This window comes from Bryobacter aggregatus MPL3 (assembly GCF_000702445.1).
Taxonomy (GTDB): domain Bacteria; phylum Acidobacteriota; class Terriglobia; order Bryobacterales; family Bryobacteraceae; genus Bryobacter; species Bryobacter aggregatus.
Window position 1 is genome coordinate 2,446,454 of the sequence record NZ_JNIF01000003.1, and the last position, 20,928, is coordinate 2,467,381.

18 protein-coding genes, 2 tRNA genes and 1 pseudogene are annotated in these 20,928 nt (G+C 57.5%); 8 read left to right on the forward strand and 13 right to left on the reverse strand.

Annotated elements, in window-relative coordinates; genetic code table 11:
- Nucleotides 1-204: 204 nt before the first annotated feature.
- The 5 genes from M017_RS0111610 (at nucleotide 205) to dcd (ending at nucleotide 4,845) form a co-directional block, all read left to right on the forward strand.
- The gene (locus tag M017_RS0111610; RefSeq protein WP_031498052.1) at nucleotides 205-1,143 is read left to right on the forward strand and encodes a DUF4097 family beta strand repeat-containing protein; all 939 of its coding nucleotides are present in this window, start codon (nucleotides 205-207) and stop codon (nucleotides 1,141-1,143) included.
- Nucleotides 1,144-1,150: 7 nt separating this feature from the next.
- A complete protein-coding gene (locus M017_RS0111615) occupies nucleotides 1,151-1,510 on the forward strand; it encodes a FixH family protein (protein ID WP_080507665.1) in 360 nt (119 codons plus the stop codon).
- 27 nt (nucleotides 1,511-1,537) lie between these two features.
- The gene (locus M017_RS0111620) at nucleotides 1,538-4,120 is read left to right on the forward strand and encodes a zinc-dependent metalloprotease (RefSeq protein WP_031498054.1); all 2,583 of its coding nucleotides are present in this window, start codon (nucleotides 1,538-1,540) and stop codon (nucleotides 4,118-4,120) included.
- A 13-nt stretch (nucleotides 4,121-4,133) separates the two neighbouring features.
- Nucleotides 4,134-4,209 (forward strand) — tRNA-Ala (locus M017_RS0111625).
- A gap of 66 nt (nucleotides 4,210-4,275) precedes the next feature.
- Nucleotides 4,276-4,845: a dCTP deaminase gene (gene dcd / locus M017_RS0111630; protein WP_031498055.1), complete on the forward strand. Its 570-nt coding sequence runs from the start codon at nucleotides 4,276-4,278 to the stop codon at nucleotides 4,843-4,845.
- Nucleotides 4,846-5,280: 435 nt separating this feature from the next.
- Here the strand turns inward: dcd and M017_RS0111635 are convergent, their stop codons facing one another.
- Together M017_RS0111635 and dut are read right to left on the reverse strand one after the other, a co-directional pair.
- Nucleotides 5,281-7,986, reverse strand: coding sequence for a TonB-dependent receptor (locus M017_RS0111635; RefSeq protein ID WP_080507666.1), 2,706 nt, complete (start codon nucleotides 7,984-7,986; stop codon nucleotides 5,281-5,283).
- Nucleotides 7,987-8,380: 394 nt separating this feature from the next.
- Nucleotides 8,381-8,815: a dUTP diphosphatase gene (gene dut / locus M017_RS0111640; RefSeq protein WP_031498059.1), complete on the reverse strand. Its 435-nt coding sequence runs from the start codon at nucleotides 8,813-8,815 to the stop codon at nucleotides 8,381-8,383.
- Nucleotides 8,816-8,855: 40 nt separating this feature from the next.
- Between dut and M017_RS0111645 the strand changes: the two genes are divergently transcribed.
- Entirely contained in the window at nucleotides 8,856-10,262 is a 1,407-nt protein-coding gene (locus tag M017_RS0111645; protein ID WP_238325868.1) for an FAD-dependent thymidylate synthase, read from the forward strand.
- Here the strand turns inward: M017_RS0111645 and M017_RS0111650 are convergent.
- Entirely contained in the window at nucleotides 10,252-11,445 is a 1,194-nt protein-coding gene (locus tag M017_RS0111650) for a sigma-54 interaction domain-containing protein (RefSeq protein WP_051669889.1), read from the reverse strand. The genes M017_RS0111645 and M017_RS0111650 overlap by 11 nt on opposite strands.
- Before the next feature lie 140 nt (nucleotides 11,446-11,585).
- On the opposite strand from M017_RS0111650, the gene M017_RS0111655 reads away from it, so the two are divergent.
- A tRNA-Gly gene (locus tag M017_RS0111655) sits at nucleotides 11,586-11,660 on the forward strand.
- Nucleotides 11,661-11,807: 147 nt separating this feature from the next.
- On the opposite strand, the gene M017_RS0111660 is transcribed toward M017_RS0111655, so the two are convergent.
- The 10 genes and pseudogenes from M017_RS0111660 to M017_RS0111700 all read right to left on the reverse strand — a co-directional run bounded on the left by M017_RS0111660 (nucleotide 11,808) and on the right by M017_RS0111700 (nucleotide 20,312).
- A complete protein-coding gene (locus M017_RS0111660; protein ID WP_162179897.1) occupies nucleotides 11,808-12,752 on the reverse strand; it encodes a tyrosine-type recombinase/integrase in 945 nt (314 codons plus the stop codon).
- A 60-nt stretch (nucleotides 12,753-12,812) separates the two neighbouring features.
- Nucleotides 12,813-13,001 (reverse strand): annotated as a pseudogene (locus M017_RS30870) (DUF6788 family protein); the annotation flags it as partial.
- Entirely contained in the window at nucleotides 12,959-13,165 is a 207-nt protein-coding gene (locus M017_RS30710) for a helix-turn-helix domain-containing protein (protein WP_035957782.1), read from the reverse strand. The gene M017_RS30710 and the pseudogene M017_RS30870, both read right to left, overlap by 43 nt.
- 9 nt (nucleotides 13,166-13,174) lie before the next feature.
- The gene (locus M017_RS0111665; RefSeq protein ID WP_162179898.1) at nucleotides 13,175-14,206 is read right to left on the reverse strand and encodes a carbon-nitrogen hydrolase family protein; all 1,032 of its coding nucleotides are present in this window, start codon (nucleotides 14,204-14,206) and stop codon (nucleotides 13,175-13,177) included.
- A 53-nt stretch (nucleotides 14,207-14,259) separates the two neighbouring features.
- Nucleotides 14,260-14,796 carry a conjugative transfer signal peptidase TraF gene (gene traF, locus M017_RS27635; protein ID WP_051669891.1) on the reverse strand — a complete coding sequence of 179 codons (537 nt, stop codon included), beginning with the start codon at nucleotides 14,794-14,796 and terminating at the stop codon, nucleotides 14,260-14,262.
- The gene (locus M017_RS0111675) at nucleotides 14,780-15,211 is read right to left on the reverse strand and encodes a single-stranded DNA-binding protein (RefSeq protein WP_051669894.1); all 432 of its coding nucleotides are present in this window, start codon (nucleotides 15,209-15,211) and stop codon (nucleotides 14,780-14,782) included. The genes traF and M017_RS0111675 overlap by 17 nt, the downstream gene beginning before the upstream one ends.
- A 1-nt stretch (nucleotide 15,212) precedes the next feature.
- A complete protein-coding gene (locus M017_RS0111680; protein ID WP_051669896.1) occupies nucleotides 15,213-17,291 on the reverse strand; it encodes a type IV secretory system conjugative DNA transfer family protein in 2,079 nt (692 codons plus the stop codon).
- Nucleotides 17,292-17,299: 8 nt separating this feature from the next.
- Nucleotides 17,300-18,697, reverse strand: coding sequence for an ArdC family protein (locus M017_RS0111685; protein ID WP_031498067.1), 1,398 nt, complete (start codon nucleotides 18,695-18,697; stop codon nucleotides 17,300-17,302).
- A gap of 243 nt (nucleotides 18,698-18,940) precedes the next feature.
- Nucleotides 18,941-19,723, reverse strand: coding sequence for a relaxase/mobilization nuclease domain-containing protein (locus tag M017_RS27640; RefSeq protein WP_155121363.1), 783 nt, complete (start codon nucleotides 19,721-19,723; stop codon nucleotides 18,941-18,943).
- 175 nt (nucleotides 19,724-19,898) lie between these two features.
- Complete coding sequence (locus tag M017_RS0111700; RefSeq protein ID WP_155121364.1) at nucleotides 19,899-20,312, reverse strand: hypothetical protein; 414 nt, start codon at nucleotides 20,310-20,312, stop codon at nucleotides 19,899-19,901.
- Nucleotides 20,313-20,579: 267 nt separating this feature from the next.
- Here M017_RS0111700 and M017_RS0111705 point away from each other — a divergent pair, with 267 nt between their 5' ends.
- Entirely contained in the window at nucleotides 20,580-20,927 is a 348-nt protein-coding gene (locus tag M017_RS0111705) for a hypothetical protein (RefSeq protein ID WP_031498072.1), read from the forward strand.
- The last annotated feature ends 1 nt before the right edge of the window (nucleotide 20,928 follow it).

Sequence of the window (20,928 nt, forward strand, 5' to 3'; positions counted from 1 at the left end):
CCGAAAGCAGGGTTGTTATTTAGGATAACCTGGGTGGGAATGTTTGGGGGAGTACGGTGTTCGCGCGTGCTGTCTTGCCAGCGCACAATTTCATCGCGAGGAGCTGGTGAGGCAATCTAACCCGGGCAGCCGGAGAGAGGATTCGATCTGCTCCCTGGATTTTTTTTGGAACGCGCGACGGGCTGGTGCGTATTGGTTTCTGATATGACACGCCGCATCCTGTTTGCACTTGCTCCTGTTGCGCTGCTCCTGAGCAGTTGCGATATCGAAGACGCCGGAAGCTGGGGATCCTCGGATCGCTACCGCGAAGATTTTCACTACAACTATGCGCTGAAGAGTGGTGGCTCTCTTTCCGTCGATAACTTCAATGGCAGCATTGAGGTGATCTCCTGGGAGAAGGACGAAGTCGAGGTGAACGGCACAAAATATGCCGGCAGCGAAGACCTGCTGCGCCAGATCAAGATTGAGGCTGACAGCCAGCCAGGGTCCTTGCGTTTGCGGACCGTGCGTCCGGAGCCACGGCGGGGCAATTGTGGCGCCAAGTACATTCTGCGGGTGCCGAAGAAGTTGATGTTGAACGGCATCGTGTCGTCCAATGGCAGCATTCGCATTGAGAACATGGAAGGCGATGTGCGGCTGCAGAGTTCAAATGGCAGCATCCGGGTACGAGGGCTGGTGGGCAAGGTGGACGCGAAGACTTCGAATGCGTCGGTAGAGGGGAATGGTGTCGTTGGGGATTTTGTCGCCCGTACTTCCAATGGTTCGGTGAAGGTGGATGGACTGCAGGGGGCCTTTGAAGCGAATACGTCGAACTCGTCGATCGTGGCGCGGATTGAGAAGATGCCTGCCGGGCGTTCGGTGAAGGCGGACACGTCGAATGGCAGCGTGGATCTGAGCTTGCCCGATTACAAGGACCAGCCGGTGGATGCCAGTACCAGCAACTCGTCGATCACATTGCGGCTGCCTGCCAGTGCGAAAGCAGATTTGCGCGCGTCCACGTCGAACTCGAGTGTGAGTACGGACTTTGAGGTGTTGATGAGTGGAAGCATCTCCAAGAACCGGCTGGAAGGACGGATTGGCGGGGGCGGTACGCCGATTCGCCTGTCGACTTCCAACGGCAGTGTCCGTGTGCAAAAGTTATAGAATTTGAATGATGCGGAAACTTTTGCTTGCAATGGGCCTTGCTGCCCTGGTTCTGGTTGGCCAACAGAAAGCGAATTGGAAGATTCAATACGAATTGCCCAAGACGGTGAAGGCGAACTATGAGACTCCGCTGACGATCAAGATCACCGCCAATGGGAAACCCGTGGCGGGCGCGGACGTCGAAACAATTTTGACCATGGTGGAGATGGACCATGGCGAATTCAAAGAGCCCGCCAAGCAGGTGAAGCCCGGCATCTACGAAGCCAAGCAGAAATTCGTGATGGCGGGAGCCTGGCAGATCGAAGTGCGAGCCAAGAAGGGCGCCGCGAGCGCCAGCGAAAAGTTTCGCTACGAAGTGAAGGAATAAGAAAACTCTGAAAGAGGTCTTCCAGACATGTTGAAGAACCGGCTCAGCAGCCGCCGCACACCTGTGGCGGCTGTTCTGCTTTTCCCGCTCGTGTTGGCGGCACAGGAAGCTCCTGCGCCCCCGCAGAATCCCAATCCTACGGCTCCTGCTCCTGCTGCAGGACGTGCTCCTGCCCCAGCCGCGGCGGCCCGGCCTACTACTGGACCCAAGAAATACGAAGACGTCATCACGGCGAAGGCGAAGACCAAGAACGGATTGTTCAAGGTCCATTCGGTGGATGAGAAGTGGTACTACGAGATTCCCGAGTCTCTCTATCGCCGTGACATGCTGATTTATAACGAGATCGCTGCTGCGCCGCCGGGTATTGGCTATAGCGGGACGCCGGGTACCTCGCGGATGATCCGCTGGGACCGGCGCGGGAACCGGATTTTTCTGCGCATCAATCCGGTGACCAAGCGGGCCACCGATGGCGATGCGGCGATGAAGCTGGCGGTGGAGCTTTCGAATTTCCAGCCGATTCTGCGCACCTTCAACATCGAAGCCGAAGGGCCGGACAAGAGCGCGGTGATCGATGTGACGCCGATGTTTTCGACCGATATTCCGGAACTGTCGGCGGTGAGTCTGCTGTCGGGCTTGCGGTTGCCTGCCGCGCCGCAGATGGACCCGAGCCGCAGTTTTATCGAAGAGATTAAGACCTTCCCCGAAAACATTGAAGTGCGTTCGACCTTCACCTGGAATCTGGGGACGCCGCCGCTACCGCCGACCAGTCCGCAGGCGCCGCCGCCGGCACAGATTCCGGGGAACCTGCGCAGCCTCAGCGTGATGGTGCACTACAGCATGGTGCTGTTGCCGGAGAAGCCGATGGTGGGCCGCTTGTTTGACCCGCGAGTCGGCTATTTCATCCAGCCCTTTGAAGAGTATGCAAACGAGGAGAATCGTGTTGAGACGAAGGGCTTTATCACGCGCTACCGTCTGGAGAAGAAGAACCCCAGTGCGGCGTTGAGCGAGCCGGTGAAGCCAATCGTATTCTACATTTCGCGAGAAGTGCCCGATGCCTGGCGGGGCGCGGTGCGCAAGGGAATCGAAGACTGGAATATCGCCTTTGAGCAGGCTGGTTTTAAGAATGCGATCCAGGCAAAGGATGCGCCGACCAAGGAACAGGATCCGGACTGGGATGCGGAAGATGTTCGCTATTCGGTGATCCGTTGGGCTGCCCTGCCGGTGCAGAATGCGATGGGGCCGCATGTGCATGATCCGCGCAGCGGCGAGATTATCAGCGCGCACATCATCCTGTGGCATGACGTCCTAAAACTGGGCCAGAGCTGGTATTTCGGGATGTGTTCGGCGCAGAACGATGGCGCGCGGAAGCTGCCTTTTGATAACAAGCTGATGGGCGAGATCCTGGGCTACATCGCAACGCATGAAGTGGGGCATACGCTGGGTCTGCGCCATAACCAGAAGGCGAGCTCGGCGTATTCGATCAAGCAACTGCGCGATCCGGTGTTTACGAAGGATCATGGCAGCGTCGCCTCGATCATGGCCTATGGCCGCTTCAACTATGTGGCGCAGCCTGAGGACGGCGTCACGCAGTTGATGCCGATTGTGGGGCCCTATGACAAGTTTGCGATTGAATGGGGCTATAAGCCGCTGCCGGGCAAGACTCCGGACGATGAAAAGAAGGCGTTGGACGAGATTGCGGCGCGGCAGATGACGAATCCTTTTCTACGCTTTGGCGGAGAAGACGGGCCGTCGCAGATTGATCCGACGGTGAAGACGGAAAATATCGGCGATGATCCGGTGCTGGCCACGACGCTGGGCTATAAGAATCTGGAGCGGGTGATCAATGGCTGGCTGGTGAAGGCGACGACGAAGCAGGGTGAGGATTATGACCTGCTGAAGGATACTTTCCAAGGCATCTGGAATCTGCGGCGTCTGTGGTTCGGTTCGGTGGTGAAGCAGGTGGGCGGCGTGGTGGAAAGCCGTACGCTGGCAGGGCGGGGAGGCGAGCAGTTCTCCCGCGTGCCGCGCGAAAAGCAGAAGGAGGCGGTGAAGTTCCTGCACGAGCATGTATTCATGCCGCCGACGAATATCATCAAGCCCGAGTTGCTGAACCAGTTCCAGTATTTTGGCGCGGCCGACGTGATTATCAGCCAGCAAAAAGCAGCGCTCGAGACGCTGTTGTCCCCGATGCGCTTTAAGCTGTTGACCGATGGCGAGGCGCTCGATGCCAAGACGGCGTATCCGCTGCGGGAATTTCTGGCGGACGTGCAGGGAGGCGTGTTCAGCGAGGTGTCGAAGCCTACGGTGAGCATCGATCTCTATCGCCGCGCGTTGCAGCGGAACTATCTCGATCACATCAAGACGCTGCTGGGGCGGCCTGCAACTCCGGTTCCGGCCGGGCTGGTGGGCAATGTTCCGAACGAGATCATCGGCATGATGACGGCCGGCTGGCAGCAGACGGATTTTCGGGGGACGGCGCGTACGATGCTCGAACAATTGAACCAGAAGCTTGGTTCGGCGATTGTGACAGCAAAGGATCCGGCGACTCTCAATCATCTGAAAGATTGCAGAAAAGAGATCGAGATGATTTTGGACCCCAAGAAGGGGTAAACTAAAAATGTTTGGGCGAGTAGCTCAGTTGGGAGAGCACCGCGTTCGCAATGCGGGGGTCGAGAGTTCGAACCTCTTCTCGTCCACCAAATATTTCATCTATCGAAAGCCCGGCGCAGATTGCGCCGGGCTTTTCGTTACAATCCGAGAAGCCCATGGTTCTATCTGACGTCGATATTCGCAAAGCCCTGTCCAGTGGCAAGATCAATGTGAGTCCGCAGTTGCCGGACAGCCATGTAGGGAGCTGCAGTATTGATTTCCGCCTGGGAAATGAATTCAGCATCTTCGAGCATTCGAAGCACGCCTTTATCGATCTGCGGAACAAGGTGGAGATCGAAAAGCTGATGCGTCCGATTGTGGTGCCGGACGGCGAGGCTTTTATCCTACAGCCGCGCGAGTTTGCGCTGGCCATTACCTTGGAGCATCTGGAACTGGCCGATGATATTTTGGGGCGCCTGGAGGGGCGCTCGAGCCTGGGGCGCATCGGGATCATCGTGCACGGCACGGCGGGCCTGTTTGATCCGGGTTGGAGTGGGCGGGCGACGCTTGAGCTGTCGAATCTGGGGATTATGCCGGTGGCGCTGTATCCGGGGATGCGGATTTGCTCGATGACCTTTGAAGAACTGACGACGCCATCGTCGATGCCTTATCGCAAGAAGCCGGGAAATAAGTATGCTGGCCAGCAGAGTCCGCTGGCCAGCAAGCTGGCGGGCGAGTTGAAGTAGTTTCGCTCGGGAACCGTTGTTTGGCGCAGCGATTTGTTCTGGAACGCGATCAATTGACTCTCACCGCGTGACGTTTGAGTTCACGCTTTTGACTTTTCGAGATCTTGATGCGGCCTCAACGGCTCGGGCACTGCCGCCAAGCGTTGCCTTTACTGCGCCATCAGCCTAGCAGGCGGTGAATGATCGCATCATAGGATGCGGCAGGGACAAGTAACGAGGGCACCCGGCAGATTTACTTCCGCAACAGGTGGTTCGTCTGATCGACGTGAGCTAGCACTCTCCCTGCAAATTGTGATCGCCCAGGGTTCTTTGCAACACATTCCGCCTCTTGCCTCGATCGTCGGTGCTCTGCGTGTCGAAAGCCAACACGCAGAGCGGGAACATCGCGATTTGAGCGGTTGTCGAGGCCGCTCCTATTCTCGAGTGGGGGTGTGCTCAGTTCCCCTGCGTCTCCGGCTTGACCGACTTCATGCTGGCCTTGGCGGGAAGCGTTGCTTTGGGGCCGGAGCTTTTCTCTGCGAAGGTCTTGCGCAGCGTCAGTCCGAAGGTGCGGCGATCGCCCGGGAGGCCAACGTATAAGCCGGAGTTGCCCGGCGCGGCCGACATCAGCTCGAAGTAGTTGCTGCCAGTGACATTGCGCGCCCACAACGAGATGGACCATTTTTCCAAAGAGCGGAAGCCGACGCGCGGATTCAGCAGCGCATAGCCGTCGGCCACCAGATACTTCGAGTAAGAGGGGCTCGAGGAGTACTTCGAGCGGAAGCTGGCATCGGCGCCGATGAAGAAGTGCCCAGCGCGGCCCATCACCGTAGCGGGCTTGGTCCACTCGCCGCCGAAGGATCCAGCCCATTTCGAGATACCGGGCAGAAGGGACCCCGAGATATCTTTGGCCTGCGGGCCACCTGTGTCTTCGAGCGGCGGCGGCGCATCGCGGAAGGAGATATAACGGCCATCGGTGAAGGAGGCAGCTGCATAGAGTGACAGGTCTTCACTGAGTTTCGCCGTCCCATCGAATTCGATACCTCGCACGCGGACCTTCTCCGCATTGGCGAGATAACCACGTAGCACGCCGACTTGTGCATTGACGACCTGCGTCTGGAAGTCTTTCGTGCCTGTGTTGAAGGCCGCGAAGTTTGCAGTGACTCCGGCAAAGGGCTGTGTCTTGATGCCGATCTCGGCGTTGCGCACGTCTTCTGGCCGAACCAGCGCAGCCGAGGTGATCGGAGCGCCGGCCGCGTCAGTCGGGACGCCTCCAAGGTTCAATCCAACAGACTTGAAGCCTGTCGCGTAGGTTGCGTAGGCGTTGACGCCTTCAGTGAGTTGATAGGCCACGGTCAGTTGTCCCGAGACATTGTTATCGGCAACGTGCGCCTGGTAGGTGAGCGGCGCCAGGACGGAGCGCTGGAGGGCGATCAGCGCGGGGTCGGTGGTTTGCAGTCCTCCGTAGACTTGCTGGTCGTAGTTCAGATCCTTCTTGTCGTAGTTGAAGCGCAGACCCGGCGTGAGCCGCCAGCGGCGCGTCAGGTTGATCTCGACTTGCCCGAAGCCGGAGGCGCTAAAGGTATTGAAGTCGAAGTTGATGTTCTGGCCATAGCCGTCGAGCAAGCCGGGAGTGGCTGCGAGAGCAGATGGGGCCAGAAGGTACCGCGCCGCTGCCGATCCTTGCTCCTGCTTGTGGAAGGGGGATGGCTTCAGATTCTGACCGAAGAGAAAGGCTCCGGCGACAAAATTTACCCGGGAATTGATCGTGGCGGCGTAGCGCACTTCCTGTGTCCACTGGTGCTGCTTCGAGGGCGCCGCCGAGATGGTCGTGATGGGAAGGGCGGTGAAGTCGCGATCGTTCGAAGGCTGCCAGTCCCAATAGCGCCAGGCGGTGATCGCGGTGAGTGTGCCAGGGCCACGGTTCCAATCGAGAGTGACGGAGGCTCCGCCCATGTCCTGATTGGAGCGCCAGGGCGTATCGGTATCGATCTGACGGTTAAATGCGTTGTAACTTGGCGGGGTATAGCGGAGGTCGGATGCGATGGAGGCCCATTGACGGTTGAGCGGACGTAAGGTGGGCGCCACGCCCGCGATGACTTGCGCGTAGCCGTTGGGACGCTGACGCGTGTAGTCGACCGTGGTGAGAATCGAGAGCTTATCGGTCGGGATATACAGCAACTGGCCCCGGAGCCCCTGATTGTTCAGATCATTCACCGGGTCTTTGGTGCGCGTGTTGAGCAGCATTCCATCTCGCTGCGTCCCGGAGAAGGACAGGCGTCCGGCCAACTTTCTTCCTAAGGGACCGCTGATCGATGCCTTTGCTTGGATGTAGCCTACGTTACCGAAACTCAGCTCGACATTTGTTTCGGGAGTAAAGGTGGGACGGCGCGTGGTGATGCTGATCGCCCCGGCCGTGGTGTTCTTGCCGAAAAGAGTGCCTTGTGGGCCGCGAAGAACTTCGATCCGCTCAATGTCGATGAAATCGAGCGTGGCCGCGGCAGGACGCGCGAAGAACACGCCGTCGACATAAAAGCCGACACCGGGCTCGATGCCGTCATTGGTCAGGCCGAAGGGAGAACCCAGACCGCGGATGTTGATGGCCGAGTTTCGCGGGTTTGACGAATAGAACTGGAGCGACGGCACCATTTCCTTGAGGCGAACGACGTTGAAGGCCCCGCTTTGCTCGATGGCCTGTCCGCTGAGAACGCTTAAGGCAATCGGGACGCTCTGCGCCGACTCTTCGACACGGCGCGCCGTCACCGTAATTTCCTGGGAGAGTGGCTCGAGAATTTGGCTTTCAGCGGATTGCGGGGATGGCTTGGCGACGGGAGTCGCGGCCGGGGCGGCGAGCACCAAGGCGCCGACATCGATCACTTGGCCGGGTTGGACGATCTCGAGATTGAAGTCGAGCCGGGCTCCCGGACCTTCTGTTTGCACTCGATAGTGGCCGGGAGCCAAGCCCTCGATCCGGAAGAGCCCGGTGTCACTCGTGTTGGCGGCAGAGCGGATTCCGGAATCCTGATGGATGATCGCCACGGCTAACCCGCCGATTGGCGCCCCGCTCGGATTCTTAATGGTTCCCGTGACGGTTGCGCGATCGGCCTGCGCCAACGCGACCACGGAGAGTATCGAAAACAAAATTGATAATGCGACCTTCATGCAAGCTCCTTGTGTCCGTCCGTCCGGCTCACCCAGGAGGTTTCGCGCAGAGTTCAGAGTCATACTATATAAATATGATCGAGTTAATAGACTAATAAATTATACAAGTCTCGTCGTTAGTCGTCAAATGCGAGTCATCGAGTGAAGAAGGAGTTGTATTGCAAAGAATATTGGAGGATTGGGCAGTGGCCCAATTGCTAGGGAGGATGTTCTTTTCTGTCGATCGGCTAAATGGTGTATTGCCGCAGCGGGCTGTCTGCGCTGGGTTGGCGTGAGACGGTGGAGCTCGATTTAGCGCTGTGTCCTGGGATGCGGATTCATTCGAAAGGGAGGAGATCAATATACTGGCCAGCAGGTTCGGCTGGCCAGCATATTGCCGGGGAGTTGAACGCGTCTACTTGACGCCGCTCGAGCCAAAGCCACCTTCGCCGCGTGTGGAACCGGCGAGATCGGCTTCCTGCCATTCGATCGCCTCGTAGCGGGCAATGATCATCTGGGCGATGCGGTCGCCGGGGTGGATTTGGAAGGCTTCGGCGCCGAGGTTGTGGAGAATGACCTTGATTTCGCCGCGATAGGCCGGGTCGATGGTGCCGGGGGCGTTGGGGATGGTGATTGAGTGCTTGAAGGCGAGGCCGGAACGGGGGCGAATCTGGGCTTCGTAGCCGGGCGGCAATTCAATCGAAAGACCTGTGGCGACGGCGTAGGTCTGCGAGGGCGCAATGGTGGTGGCCTCGACGCTGCGGAGGTCCATTCCGGCGTCTTCGAGCGGTCCGTGAGCGTAGGTGGGGAGTTGCGCGTCAGGATGCACGCGCTTGATTTTGATGGTCATGGGAAACTCGAAGGATAACCCGATGTCCCGAGTGATCGCTATGTCCCCGATGCCAGCCGAGAAGAGCGCCTACGCGCTGGCCCGTTACAGCCGCAGTGCCGATTCGATTGTTGAATCGCTGGAGTGGGTGCGCACCCACAATTCGCAGAAATTTCTCGAGAGTTTTTACTTTCAGTATGGGCATGCCTCGATTGCGGATCTGGGGCATCTGGGGATTTGCTGGGAGGGCGTCTCCGAACTGGCCGCAACCGAGATCGAAGACGAGCAGCTTTGGGATGGGCAGGCGAAGAGCACGCGCTACCAGGATTTCTCGAAGCTGGGTTTTGTGACCCCGCCGGACCTTTCCACATCGGATGCCAGGCGCTATCAGGAGGCGGGCCGGGCCCTGCTGGCTGCCTATGAGCAACTGCATGCGCTGAAGTTTGCCGAGTTGACGGCGAGCCTGCCGCGTCCTGCCGACATGAAGCCCGATGCCTATGAGCGTAATTTGAAGGCTCGGGCCTTTGATGTGGCGCGCTACGTGCTGTTTTTTGGGATTCCGACGAATGTGGGGCAGGTGACGAGTATTCGAACGCTGGAGAAGCAGATTCGGCGGCTGAAGGCGAGCGAGTTTGCGGAGATCCGCGAGGTGGCGGGCGAGGCTGCTGCCGCGGTTGCGGCGCCGCCGGGTTGCGTTTGGGATGCGAGTGTGGGGGAGCCTGTCGCGCCGACCTTGGCGAAGTATGTGGATCCGGAGCAGCATGGTCCGGCGGCACATCGGGATTTGTCGCTTTGGGCGGCGCAGAATTTACCGGCGGCTGCTGTGAGTTCTTGCGATGCTGCTTCGGTGACTTTAGATTGCCCTCGCACACCGATGGCCGACATTGTCGCCTCGCTGCTGTATCCGGTGACCACGCGGCCTTATCGCGAACTCTATGTGTGGGCTGAAGCTACGAGCCAAGCAGTGCGCAACGAGGTGATCGGCGTCGCGCTGGGGTCTCGTGGCCGCTATGACGAGCTGCTGAAGCAGTTCCGGGGCGGCCCGTATGTGTTCGATATCGTGATGGATATTGGGGCCTATCGCGATCTGCATCGGCACCGGCGCTGTGTGCAGTTGCGGCAGGCTTATACGGGGGAATTGGGGTATTCGGTTCCGGGGTCCTTCACGGCGGGACCGCTGCGGGATATTTACCGTGCTGCGATGGACGAAGCGCTCCGGGTGTATCGTTCCTTGCCGCAGCCAGCGGCGCAGTATTTGCTGCCCTTTGGAGCGCATAGCCGCTTTCTGTTCAAAATGGATTTTGCCGAGGTGGAGTACATTTCGCGGCTGCGCAGTGGGGTGAAGGGGCATTTCAGCTATCGCGAAATCGCCTGGAAGATGAAGGAAGAACTGGGGCGTGTGGAACCAGATCTGGCCGCGCTGATTGCGGCGACGCCTCCTTGGGAAGAGGATCCGCTTACGCGCTGAGTTTTTGCATCTTGGCGCCAAGGGTAGTGCGCTTGAGCTGGAGTAGTTCGGCGGCCGCACTCTTGTTGCCCTTGGTGCGTTGCAGTGCTTGCTCGATCATGCCGCGTTCAATGCTCTCGATGATCGCTGTGAAATCAAGGCCATTTTCAGGAATCGTGATCGGCGCGGCATAGTCCATGGGCGCTTTCGCTCGCATTCGGATGGGGAGCAGGAAATCGCCGGGCAGGAGGTCGAGACGATTGCCGCTGAGCGCAATTGCTCGCTCGATGGTGTTTTCCAATTCGCGGATATTGCCGGGCCAATGATACTCTTCGAGCCGCAGGAGTGCGGGCAGCGATAGCTTTTTGAGCGGCAGTTTTTCGATAGTGCAAATCTTTTCCACGAAGTGCCGGGCGAGCATGACGAGGTCGCCTTTCCGCTCGCGGAGTGGGGGGAGATGGAGAGGAACGACGTTGAGACGGAAGTAGAGATCTTCGCGGAAACGGCCATCTTCGACTTTGCTGAGAAGGTCCACATTGGTAGCGGCGATCACGCGTGCATCAATCGCAATGGTTTCTGTGGCGCCCAGCCGCTGGATCTGCCGCTCTTGCAGCACCCGGAGCAATTTTGCTTGCAGTTCAAGAGGCATATCGCCAATTTCGTCGAGAAAGATCGTGCCGTGATTTGCCGCTTCAAAGAGCCCGGTACGGGCTGACTGAGCGCCAGTGAAGGCTCCTTTGGTGTGTCCGAAGAGTTCGGCCTCGAGTAAGGATTCGGGCAACGCTGTACAGTTGATCGAGACCATTGGCCCCTTGCGCCCACTGGCTTGGTGCAGTGCCCGGGCGACGACCTCTTTGCCGGTTCCTGTCTCGCCTGTGATGAGGACGGTACTGCGCCGTTCGGCAATGAGGGCAATCGCGTCGGCTAGCACCTCGATCGCCGGACACTGGCCGACGATCGCTTGCCGCCAGCGACGCGGTGTTGGCGATCTGTCGATCGCGGCATTGTCTGTTGGAAGAACGTCGAAAGCGCCAAGGCTGCGGAAGCGGGCTGCCGTGGCGTGTTGGTAGTCGGGGAGCAGGACCAGGATGGGGAGTTGGGTGCGGGCGGCAAGATCGCGAAGAGTTTGCTCATCGCTGGTTTCAATGACGATGCATTGGAGCGCAGAGGAGGCGGTCGGGGAAGAATGCTCGAGCAATGTCATCCCCCAGATGATCGAACTGGTGTCTGGAAATCTTTAAGTGAAAAAGTGCTTAGACATCAATGAGATGGGGAGGTAGGCCCATTGGAGAAGGGCTTGCAAACAAAAATGAATATGATAGATTGAAAGTGCAGACACGCTGAGCGGGAGTAATTCAGCGGTAGAATGTCAGCTTCCCAAGCTGAACGTCGCCGGTTCGATCCCGGTCTCCCGCTCCATAGAATCAACGACTTAGGAATACTCCTAGAACCCTTCGTTACTGCGATTACTGCTTTATCTCTTCTGAACGCCTTTTCGGGTCTCTTTTCCCCTCACTTTGTTTCTGTTTGGAGCGGCTTTGCCTGAATGCCTCGCCCCACGATTGACTACTGGATCGTTGTCTCCAAGTGACGAACTGCTGCCAGCCGATCCTCGAAGGTGCTGACGGCGTACTCGTTCTCGTTAACATCTACGGTGTTGCCCATCTGTGCCGAACGGGTGTGAGCATCGACTCCGGCTTGCCTTGAGAGGGTCGCAAAAGTGCGGCGCATCACCTGGAAGTTTGCCCATTCGAGACCGACGGCCTTCAGTTTGGGCCGCATGTTGCGCAGCCAAACGTTGTCTCGCCAGATTGGTGTGTTGTTCTCCGTCGAGAATAGCCACGCTTGGGAGTTGGCAGTGTCGAGCTTTGTGATCCAAGCTCCTAAAAGGCTTGTAGTCCCTTGGGACAGGGCAACTTGCCGGTAGGATCGCTTCGTTTTTGGGGTGTCGATCTGGCCTCGGTAAAGTCGCCGTCGAACCCACACACAATTGCTTTCCACATCACCTACTTGTAAGGCTAGGATTTCTCCCGGTCGCATTCCTTCCCAAGTTGCGAATCGGGCAATGAGCTTCTCTCGCAAATCCAGCGCGTCGAGCATTCTCGCCGCCTCCTCAATTTTCAGAACCTTGCGTGGTCGGGCGGGTTGACAGTGACGGGGCGTGTATAGAGCCATCGCTGGATTTCGATCTACGACTCCCTCACTCATTCCTAGCGTGAAAATAGAGCGGAGACGAAAGCGGAGATGATCCACCATACTCCTGGTAAGAGTATTCGCTTTCACATCCAGAAGCGTTTGCAGCGATTCTCGAGTGACTTCGGACATCAGCATAAATCCCAGATCCGGAACAAGATTTGCGGTGAGTCTGTTCTCTTCCGTGACCGCTGTGGATGGTTTCCACTTGCGGCGGTAGACCGGCAGATAGGTCACTTCGACGAATTGGCCGAAGGTGTAGATCGGTGCTACCGACTGTCCAGCCTGAGAGTTTTGACTGTGAAGAATCTCGGCCAACTTCGACTCGGCCTCCGATCGACTCACTTTGTTACAGAGTCCAAGTTCCTTGGATCTTGGCTTTCCATCCTCCCTCCATTGGGCATACCAATAAGTTTTTCCATTCCTTTTGCGCGGCTTCAAACTGCCGCGCTGATACCGCTTTCGACGCATCGATTGTTCCTTTTCTTGCGTCCACAGCGGAACATCCTGACCTACTTCCGAGACTAACACCGCTCCTTGCTGGCTTCTAACCACTGGTCGAGCCATTCCCTTCGGACTAGTTTTCGCCGCCCCATCGACAGATGGGCTAGGCGTGGAGTTCCGGGTATTTTTCCGTTGATCACATTTGATACATGTGTCTTCGAACATCGCAGGAGATCTGCCACGTCGCGGATGGTGAGGACCGCCTGAGGGTCTTGCGCTGGTTGCATTTGGGCACCTCATAGTTGAATTGCTGAGACATAAGGGATGCCGAACAGGCGAGACCAGGCCTTGAGGCTGGTCTCTTGCGCGGCGGGGATGCTGGTGTGTTTGGTCCAGGAGGCGTTGGAGATTCCGACGATGAGTGTTGGATTCTCGAGCGCGGATTGCAGCATGGGCCAGACGAGAAGCTGTTCGTAGCAGATGAGGATCGCTAGCTTGTGAGGTCCGATCTGCATCGTTCCTGGACCGGTGACATTCAGTGGAACGCCGTCGGCGGGGCCGAAGGGCTTCCACATTCCGAGCGGAATCGGGATGCGTTGATCGAAGGGTTTGGTGTTCCATTCGCCGATTGCAACCACTGCGTTTCGGTATTGCGATGATCCGGGGATTGGGATGCCCGCTCCGATGAGTGCGGATCGGTGAGTCCTTTCAAGTCGCTCGATCGTGGGCTCCCAGAATGCCTCAGTGGCTTCGGTCCAGCGGCGGATAGCGCCTTCGGGAAGTATTGTTAGCTTTGCCTTGGACGAGTGGATGGCTAGGCGTGAAGATTCTTCCATTTGGAATAAGTCATTGCTTGCGGTCGTTTGAATCGCTTGGATTTGCTGCGATGCTGCTGGCTGGTAGAACGTGTTCGCGATTAGGATGGCTGTTAGGAAGACCAGCGGCTTCATGGCGGGGAGGATCGCCGTTGCCGCGATCCCTAGGTAACCGGTACCTGGAAACAAGATTCCAGATGCCGTCAGTGGTGATGCCCATCCGATCAGGCCAAGCGGTGGGATCGTTGATAGCGCCAATGCTGCGGGACATCTCCAGAGTCGCTGCTGAGGGAACGGGCTCCAGAGTATCGCCCATGGTGTCGTGAGGAGCATTGCTGCGAGGACCCAGAGTAGCGGTCCTAGGAATGGTTGGCTTGGCTCGAAGGCTAGGGAGACCGCCAGGATCGGATAGGAGGCCGTGAGGAAATAGGCCATCGCAATGGTTGCTGCACGGATGCGATTGGGTTGGCGAAATACCAGTATCGGCATGAGGATCGCGAGCGCAAGCAGCAAGGCTGGACCGCGCCAGGCGGCGAATCCGATCAACATTGCGAGCGCCATACTTGCTAGCCAGGAAGTAGCCATAACGGGCGAAGCCTCCCACGAATCTGAGTGATTTGAATTGGTCCCATATAGCGGGAGTCATAGCTGCCAGCGTTGTAGGTTGAGGCCACCCATAGCGTTCCGTCGGCGACCAGATATTCCCCCTTTGGCCATGAATGAAGGGGCCTTCCGGCGGCGTCGAATGGAACTGGACGTGTGTTGGGAAGCAAGCGACCGTTCACCTCGATTCCGTTTGAGGTGACGGTGACGGCATCACCGGGTTGGGCGATGATCGGCTTGAGTAGCGGCGCTGCACCATCGGCGCAGATCACACTGCGGGTGCGGTAGTTTCGCGAGGCAGATTCGGTTGCGTATGGTTCAGTAGGGCAGAACTCGATCAGATTTGCGGTGGGGTCGTTAGCTTTCACGTACAGGCCAAGGGGGAGGCTGTAGCTTGTGTTGATGCGGACGCCCATGATCGCTGCAATCGCCGTCAGAGTAACGAGGGCGCTGAACGCGGCGATGAGCGAAGCGACCAGATGCTTATGACGGCCAGACATCGGCTTCGCCATCCTCTACAACATTGATCGGCGCGATCGATGCCTCTTCTCGCTGCGGTGCGTTGTCTCCGGGAGCTTCCTTCCCCGCGCGAGACTTGGCGATCAGATAGACGCTGCGGGCGATGACTTCGTGGATGGTTCGTGGGCTTCCGTCTTTTGGTGTGAATTTGCGGGCTTGCAGAGTCCCCTCGACGAAGATGTTCTCACCCTTCTCATAGCTCACAGCAATGTCGGCGAGTTCACCGTAGAAGACGAGGTTGTGCCAGTTGGTGTGCTCTTGCGTTTCGTTGTTTCGGTCGGTGTAGCGATAGCCTTCGGCCATCCGAACATTCGCGACAGGTGTGCCCGAGGGCATGTATCGGACTTGTGGTTTGTCGGCCAGGTAGCCTGCTAGCTCGATGCGGTTCTTTTGCATTTCAGTCCTTCCTTTCTTCGTGGAGATCCATGTCGAGCTGCTCGATGAAACCTGGCTTGGTTGGCGCCTCGCCATTCAACTCAGCTAGAAAAGCAGCTTCCATCGGGGATTGCGGTGTGAACTCAGCTCGGAGGATGGCGTTTCGGCTTCGATCCACAGGCGGTTGTGGCGCGATGTAACTCTCGCCGATGGCAGAGAACTTCGTCGGGGGCGCGATCTCGGCACGATGCTTGAGGACTGGGTCGGTGAAGTACAGAATCTGAGTGCCGTATATGGGGTGGTGGCCGCTGACGAAGATCAGCATGTCGCCAGGTGCGGTGATGCGCTCGTTGGCGCCTTCACCGCTTTTTCTTGGAGGCCTTAGGCGCATGACCTCGTCCGGTGTGACGAGAGGACGTTCTACTTGATCGACTGTTGCGGACATGTGGTCAGCGATGGGAGCTAAGCGAGAGCCGGAGAAGTTGAAGGTGGCCTTCTGGATGGTCTTAGTGCCAGTCATCTTTGAGAGCAGTTCTGCTGTGTCGAACTGGTTGGGAGCATAGGCAACACGTACGTGGCAATTCGAGACGATGCTCTCGTTTGGGCCGTATTCGTCAACGATCTGGCGGATGTCTTGGGTGATTAGATAAGCTTTCAGGCCATAGCCAGCCATGTAGGAGAGCGCGTCTGCGAAGATCTCCATTCGCTTGAGGGACGGGAACTCGTCCACCATAAACAGGAGTCGGTGGCGATTGCGTTTTTGCGCTGCGCCTTCGAAATCCATTCGCTCGGTGAGTCGGTTTACGATCATGGTGAAGATCAGTCGAATGAGTGGGCGTAGGCGGATCTTGTCGGAGGGCGGAACGACGAGGTAGAGCGAAACTGGTCGGTTGTGATTGACCAGATCGTCGATGGTGAAGTCGCTGGCTGCAGTGTTCTTTGCAACGAGAGGGTCGCTGTACAGGGTGAGTGCGGTCTTAGCGGTAGAGAGAACGCCCGAGAAGTCTTTGTCCTCTTTGTCGAGCATCTCGCGGACCTTCTCACGTACGACAGGGTGAGTCGTGGTCTTTTCTCCGTCTGAGGTCTTCCATCTGTGGCCGTGCTGGGGATCGTGGGGGAAGTTCTCGAGTTCGTTCAAGGTGTCGCGAAAGCTTTGACCTGGCCGAGTAAAAGTCGATGCGAGGTCACCCAGGCTTGCGACACGTCCCGAAGCTGCGGCTGCGTAACAGACGTGAAGGATCATGCCTGTGGTGATGGAGGCTGCGGCATCCTGCCAGTAGCGTTCCATGGGGCTGTCTTCGCCCGTGCGGACGATCATGTCGGCAACGTTCTGGGCGTCGGACACGTCGCGCGAGGTTCCGATTCGAACTTCTGCGAGTGGGTTGAAGCGGGAGCCGTTCGCTACCTCGACCGGAGAGAATTTGAAACAGAGATGACCGGCTGTGACCCGGAAGCCTGCTGTACGGGCCCAGTTCTCGCCCTTGATGTCGTAGACGACCGCTGACTCGGACCACGCGAGTAAGGTAGGAATGACGAGTCCAATGCCCTTGCCGCTTCGCGTGGGTGCGAACGCGAGGATGTGTTCTGGACCGTTGTGGCGGAGATAGTGCAGCCGTTGGGTGGACGGGTTTAGCCAACCTCCGACGTAGACTCCTTGTGTCGATTGGAGGAGTCCGGTTTCCTTGATGTCGGATGCATTCGCCCAGCGAGCCGAACCGTGTAAGTCTTCCGTGTTGGCCGAGAGGCGGCGAGCGCGACGGAGGTTGAGTGCGTAGACGATCATGACGGTGATCGCCGATCCGACCACCACGATTAGTGCGCCTCCTAGTAGTGGCTGCTTGACCTGAAGACTGGCTGTGTTGCTGTGCTGGAGTAGCCAGAAGGCCCATGCCGTAGGTTGATAGATGGAATGGCCAGCGTGAATGAGGATAGGAGCGCCGAGCGCTCGTTGGTAGCGGAGCTGATGGGCGATGAACTGCGTCGCCGTGATGTTCACGACGAGCAGCAGGCCGAGTCCGGTCAACATTGCAGACCAGTTGTAGCCCCCGACGAAACCAGGGTCGGGTGGAGTTCGATAGACCTTTGGATCGGAGGGAGTCATTGTGTGGCTCAACGCGATAATGAGTGAGAACGCTGGCGCTCTTGGTTTGGTTTGAGCTGTGCGATCTGATTTGAGTAGGAAATCAAGATGTTGTTGGTCGCTTGCGGGATCTCTGGGAGCAGGTGCTTTTCGTGGGCGACGGCGCTCTTGGCGCTGACTTGCTGAATCACATGGTGCTCGGTTTCTGCCAGCACTACCCCTCGATACTTTCCGGAATCCGTGTCGGCCGGGTAGGTCTTTGTGTTCTCGCCCATCAGCTCTTTCACTGCGGCCTTAGCTGAGTGTAAGGATTGCTTGAGAGCTTGCTCGCTCGGTGGGCGACGGCCCTCCACTTCCCCATCGAGAATCTTCTCTGTTTCGATTCTGGCTGCGCCTTTTGAAGCGACCGGATCGCGGTGCTCGGTTGCTGTTTCTTTCTCCGTAATCGCGACCGCTCCAGCGCTTCGCTCGAATGAAGCAACGTGCTCCGAGGTCTCGGTGCGGAGTTGCTTGCCCCGCTCAAGATCTAAGATGTAGTCGGCGGCGCGGTGCGCGTCCTTCGCGGCACGGAAGATCTCATTCTTGTCGTCGCTGAGCGCCTTGATCCAGGATTGAACGTATGCGGCGTGCTGCTCTGGATTGTGAGGAATCCCTCGCTCGGCGGCAAGGAAGACACTGGTGAGTTCCGCTCGGAGTTCTTCTTTTGCGTAGTTGAGATCTCCGAAGTTATAGCTCTCGTTCAGCGTTGGACGATTGAGCCGGTCGGGATGTCCGCTCCAATGCGCAAGCTCGTGCAAGGCTGTGCCGTAGTAGTCTGCCGCCGTTCGGAAGCTAAGGACAGGTGGCAGATGGATGCGATCTTGGGAGCGACTATAGAAGGCACGGTCGTTCTGATCGTGGGAGATTCTTGCTCCCGAGTTTTTCAGGATCGAGTCGCCAGATTCGGCGATCTCCCAATCTGATCGTGTCTTTGGAAGGTATGGCTCCATACCGTCGATCTGGCTTGCGTTGAATACCGTGAAGACCTTTCGCAGCGGCGCTTGGTACTCATTGGTGGAGGCTTCGAACTTTGGATTCTTGTCAGTGCTCTGAGTTTTTCTCGCATCTTCGCTGAACTGCCAGAACTCAATCTGAGTTCCCTTTTCACCGGCTCGAACCTGCCAACCATTTGCTGCGGCCTGCTTGTAGGTGAGCCAGCGTGGATCGTCGAAGCCCTTACTTGTGCCCACGGCCATCAAATGAATCGCATTGCCGCCGCGATAGCCCTTGTCTGTTGTCGGATTGAAGGGGAGTTGCAGTGAACCCGGCTCCCACGGCTTCTGCCAAGGAGCAGTGCCGTGTTCGAGCATCTCAATGATCCGGTCGGTAACCTCTTTGCGGAAGTCCCGTTTCGTCGGAACTGCTTCGGAGGTGGGGTCGTTAGGCATGGCTCACATCCTTTCGTCGAAATCCGTTTCCGCATCTTCGCCTTCGAAGCCCGAGTCTGCGAGGGGCTCAGCGCCGTTCTCGGCTCGGAAATCAGAGTTCGGTGTTTTCAGAGTTTGGAGATTGTTTTTCATAGTGATGAATGCTAGCTTGTACAGGCTAGATGAGGGCAGTATGGTCGCGGTTGTTCCAGTTGTCAATGGTCTTGACTCGGATGAACGTGCGATTGGCTACGTGTGTGCTTGCTAGAGTTGGCGGGAGGTTCGGGCCTGATTCGGCTTGGGGGATTTATCGAAGATGCTGCGTTGTCGATCGTTCTCGAGTTGTAGGCCGCGGAGCTTTGAGTGAAAGTCTTGCGAGACAAGCCAGCGATTTTGCGTCTGGGATTCCGCTAGCCCTAGCTTGGCCAAGAAGTGGAGGCGTGCGGCGAGATGATGCGTGTGGAGTGCGCGTCGGTCCGGCCCTTCAGTCGGTTCGAGTTCCATCTTGGCGAAGGCCCCGCTTGTTAGAGACATTCGCCTTTGAATCTCTCTATCCAAGCTCGTGATGTTGAGTGCGGCTACTTCGCGGCGTTCGGATTCGATGGCGTCGTTTACAGTGCGGAAGCCGAGTTGTTCGGTGCAGAGGTCTTCGGCGTGGCGGCGGATGGAGTGCTTGATTACATTCCGAGGCAGTCTGAGTTGACCTAGTGTCGTGACTCCCCGGATGGCTACGTGTAGGTGCGGGTGGCCGGTGTTGAAGTGCGCTACTGCGACCCATTCGAGTTCGGCTCCGAGTTCTTGAGAGAGCCGCTTCATCAGTTGCCTTGTGTGCTGCTTGAGATCGAGCCGCTCGCCAAACTCGGGCGACACGATCATCTTGAAGAGCCTTGGGTCGCCAGCTTTCTGCCATGCGCCCAGTGTCTCCGGGATGATGGCTGCGTTCGTGCTCGCCGTGAATCCGACGCCCTCACTATTTGCACTTTCGCGCGAGAGGTAGCGACCGTGAGCGGACCACTGGCCTCGGATGTGGTTGGGAGAGTAAGTCACCCGAATGACGCACCGCTGTTTATGCCGCTTTCTCGGTGACGCTACCAAGGGCTGACTGTTTTTGTGACTTCTGGTCATTCTGGCGATTCGCATCAAAGACTTGAACGCTTTGGACCAGGACTTACTCTCGTCGCGGGAGAGTCTCGGTCGGCGAGGGCGCAGCTTGATCGTCGATTCATCCCGCATTGTCGTCCGCCCTCAAGATGTCGAGCACGGCTCCAGACATATTCTGCGCGACAGAAAGCAGAAACCGGTCGTAACGAAGTTTCGCGCGACGCTTGGTGGCGTCGAGCGATTCTGCTGGGGGCTCTGGCGTACATGTGAGGAAGAGTTTGACTAGGCTATCCGTTAGGGCAAACAGCGCTTGGTTGGCGTTGTGGAGTCGGCGCATCTCTTTGGCGACGCGGTCGATGCTGGCTGCCACTGTTGCTTCGAGTCTCTCGTGCTGACTGGCGGCGCGAGTGTCCTTATCGAGGAGATCCCGGATGTAGGCAGAGAGGGAATCGAAACCTTTGGTTCTGGCCGCTTGCCTTGCGATGTCGAGCTGATGCTCATCCATAACCATGTTGAACTGACGGGATTTCGCCATACAGAAAGCTCCTACTGTGCAAGCTAGCCTGTCCTGTAAGCTCATGTTATTGATATTGCTGCCCTTGGGCAAGAGAAATCGGCGTAACCCCTGTAATCTCCTTTATGTTCCACTACCACCGTCTTTGTTGCATGATGTTGGGCTGGAAAGAGTTCGGTCAGAAGATGTTGGAATGCGTTAGAACATCTTAGAAGTTCTTGGAAGTAATGCAAGCTAGCTTGTATTTGTTTGGAAGGTGTTGTAAATCTTTGGACAGAGCCCTCGTTGATGTTGAAGACCGACGCTATGCCGCAACTGGACGAATTTGCCGCCGAAGCACCCGCGAGCCGGATCGGAGTGATCCGACGGTTGTGGCCGTCCATTCGTTCCTGCCTTGATGCTGGGCATTCGATCCGCGCGGTTCAGGCTCGACTGAAGGCAGATGGCGTTTCGATTCCTTACTCGACGCTCTGTTGGGCGATCTCCATTCTTAGAGTGAGCAGAGAGGCCGGGGAAAGAAGCTCAGATCGTAAGGGTGGAGATCCGCTGGCCAATCTCCATAGGGTAGGGCAGCGTCGTCCGGGATTTGAATACACCGGCACGATGTCGGACGAAGATCTGTTTGGGAAGAAATGAG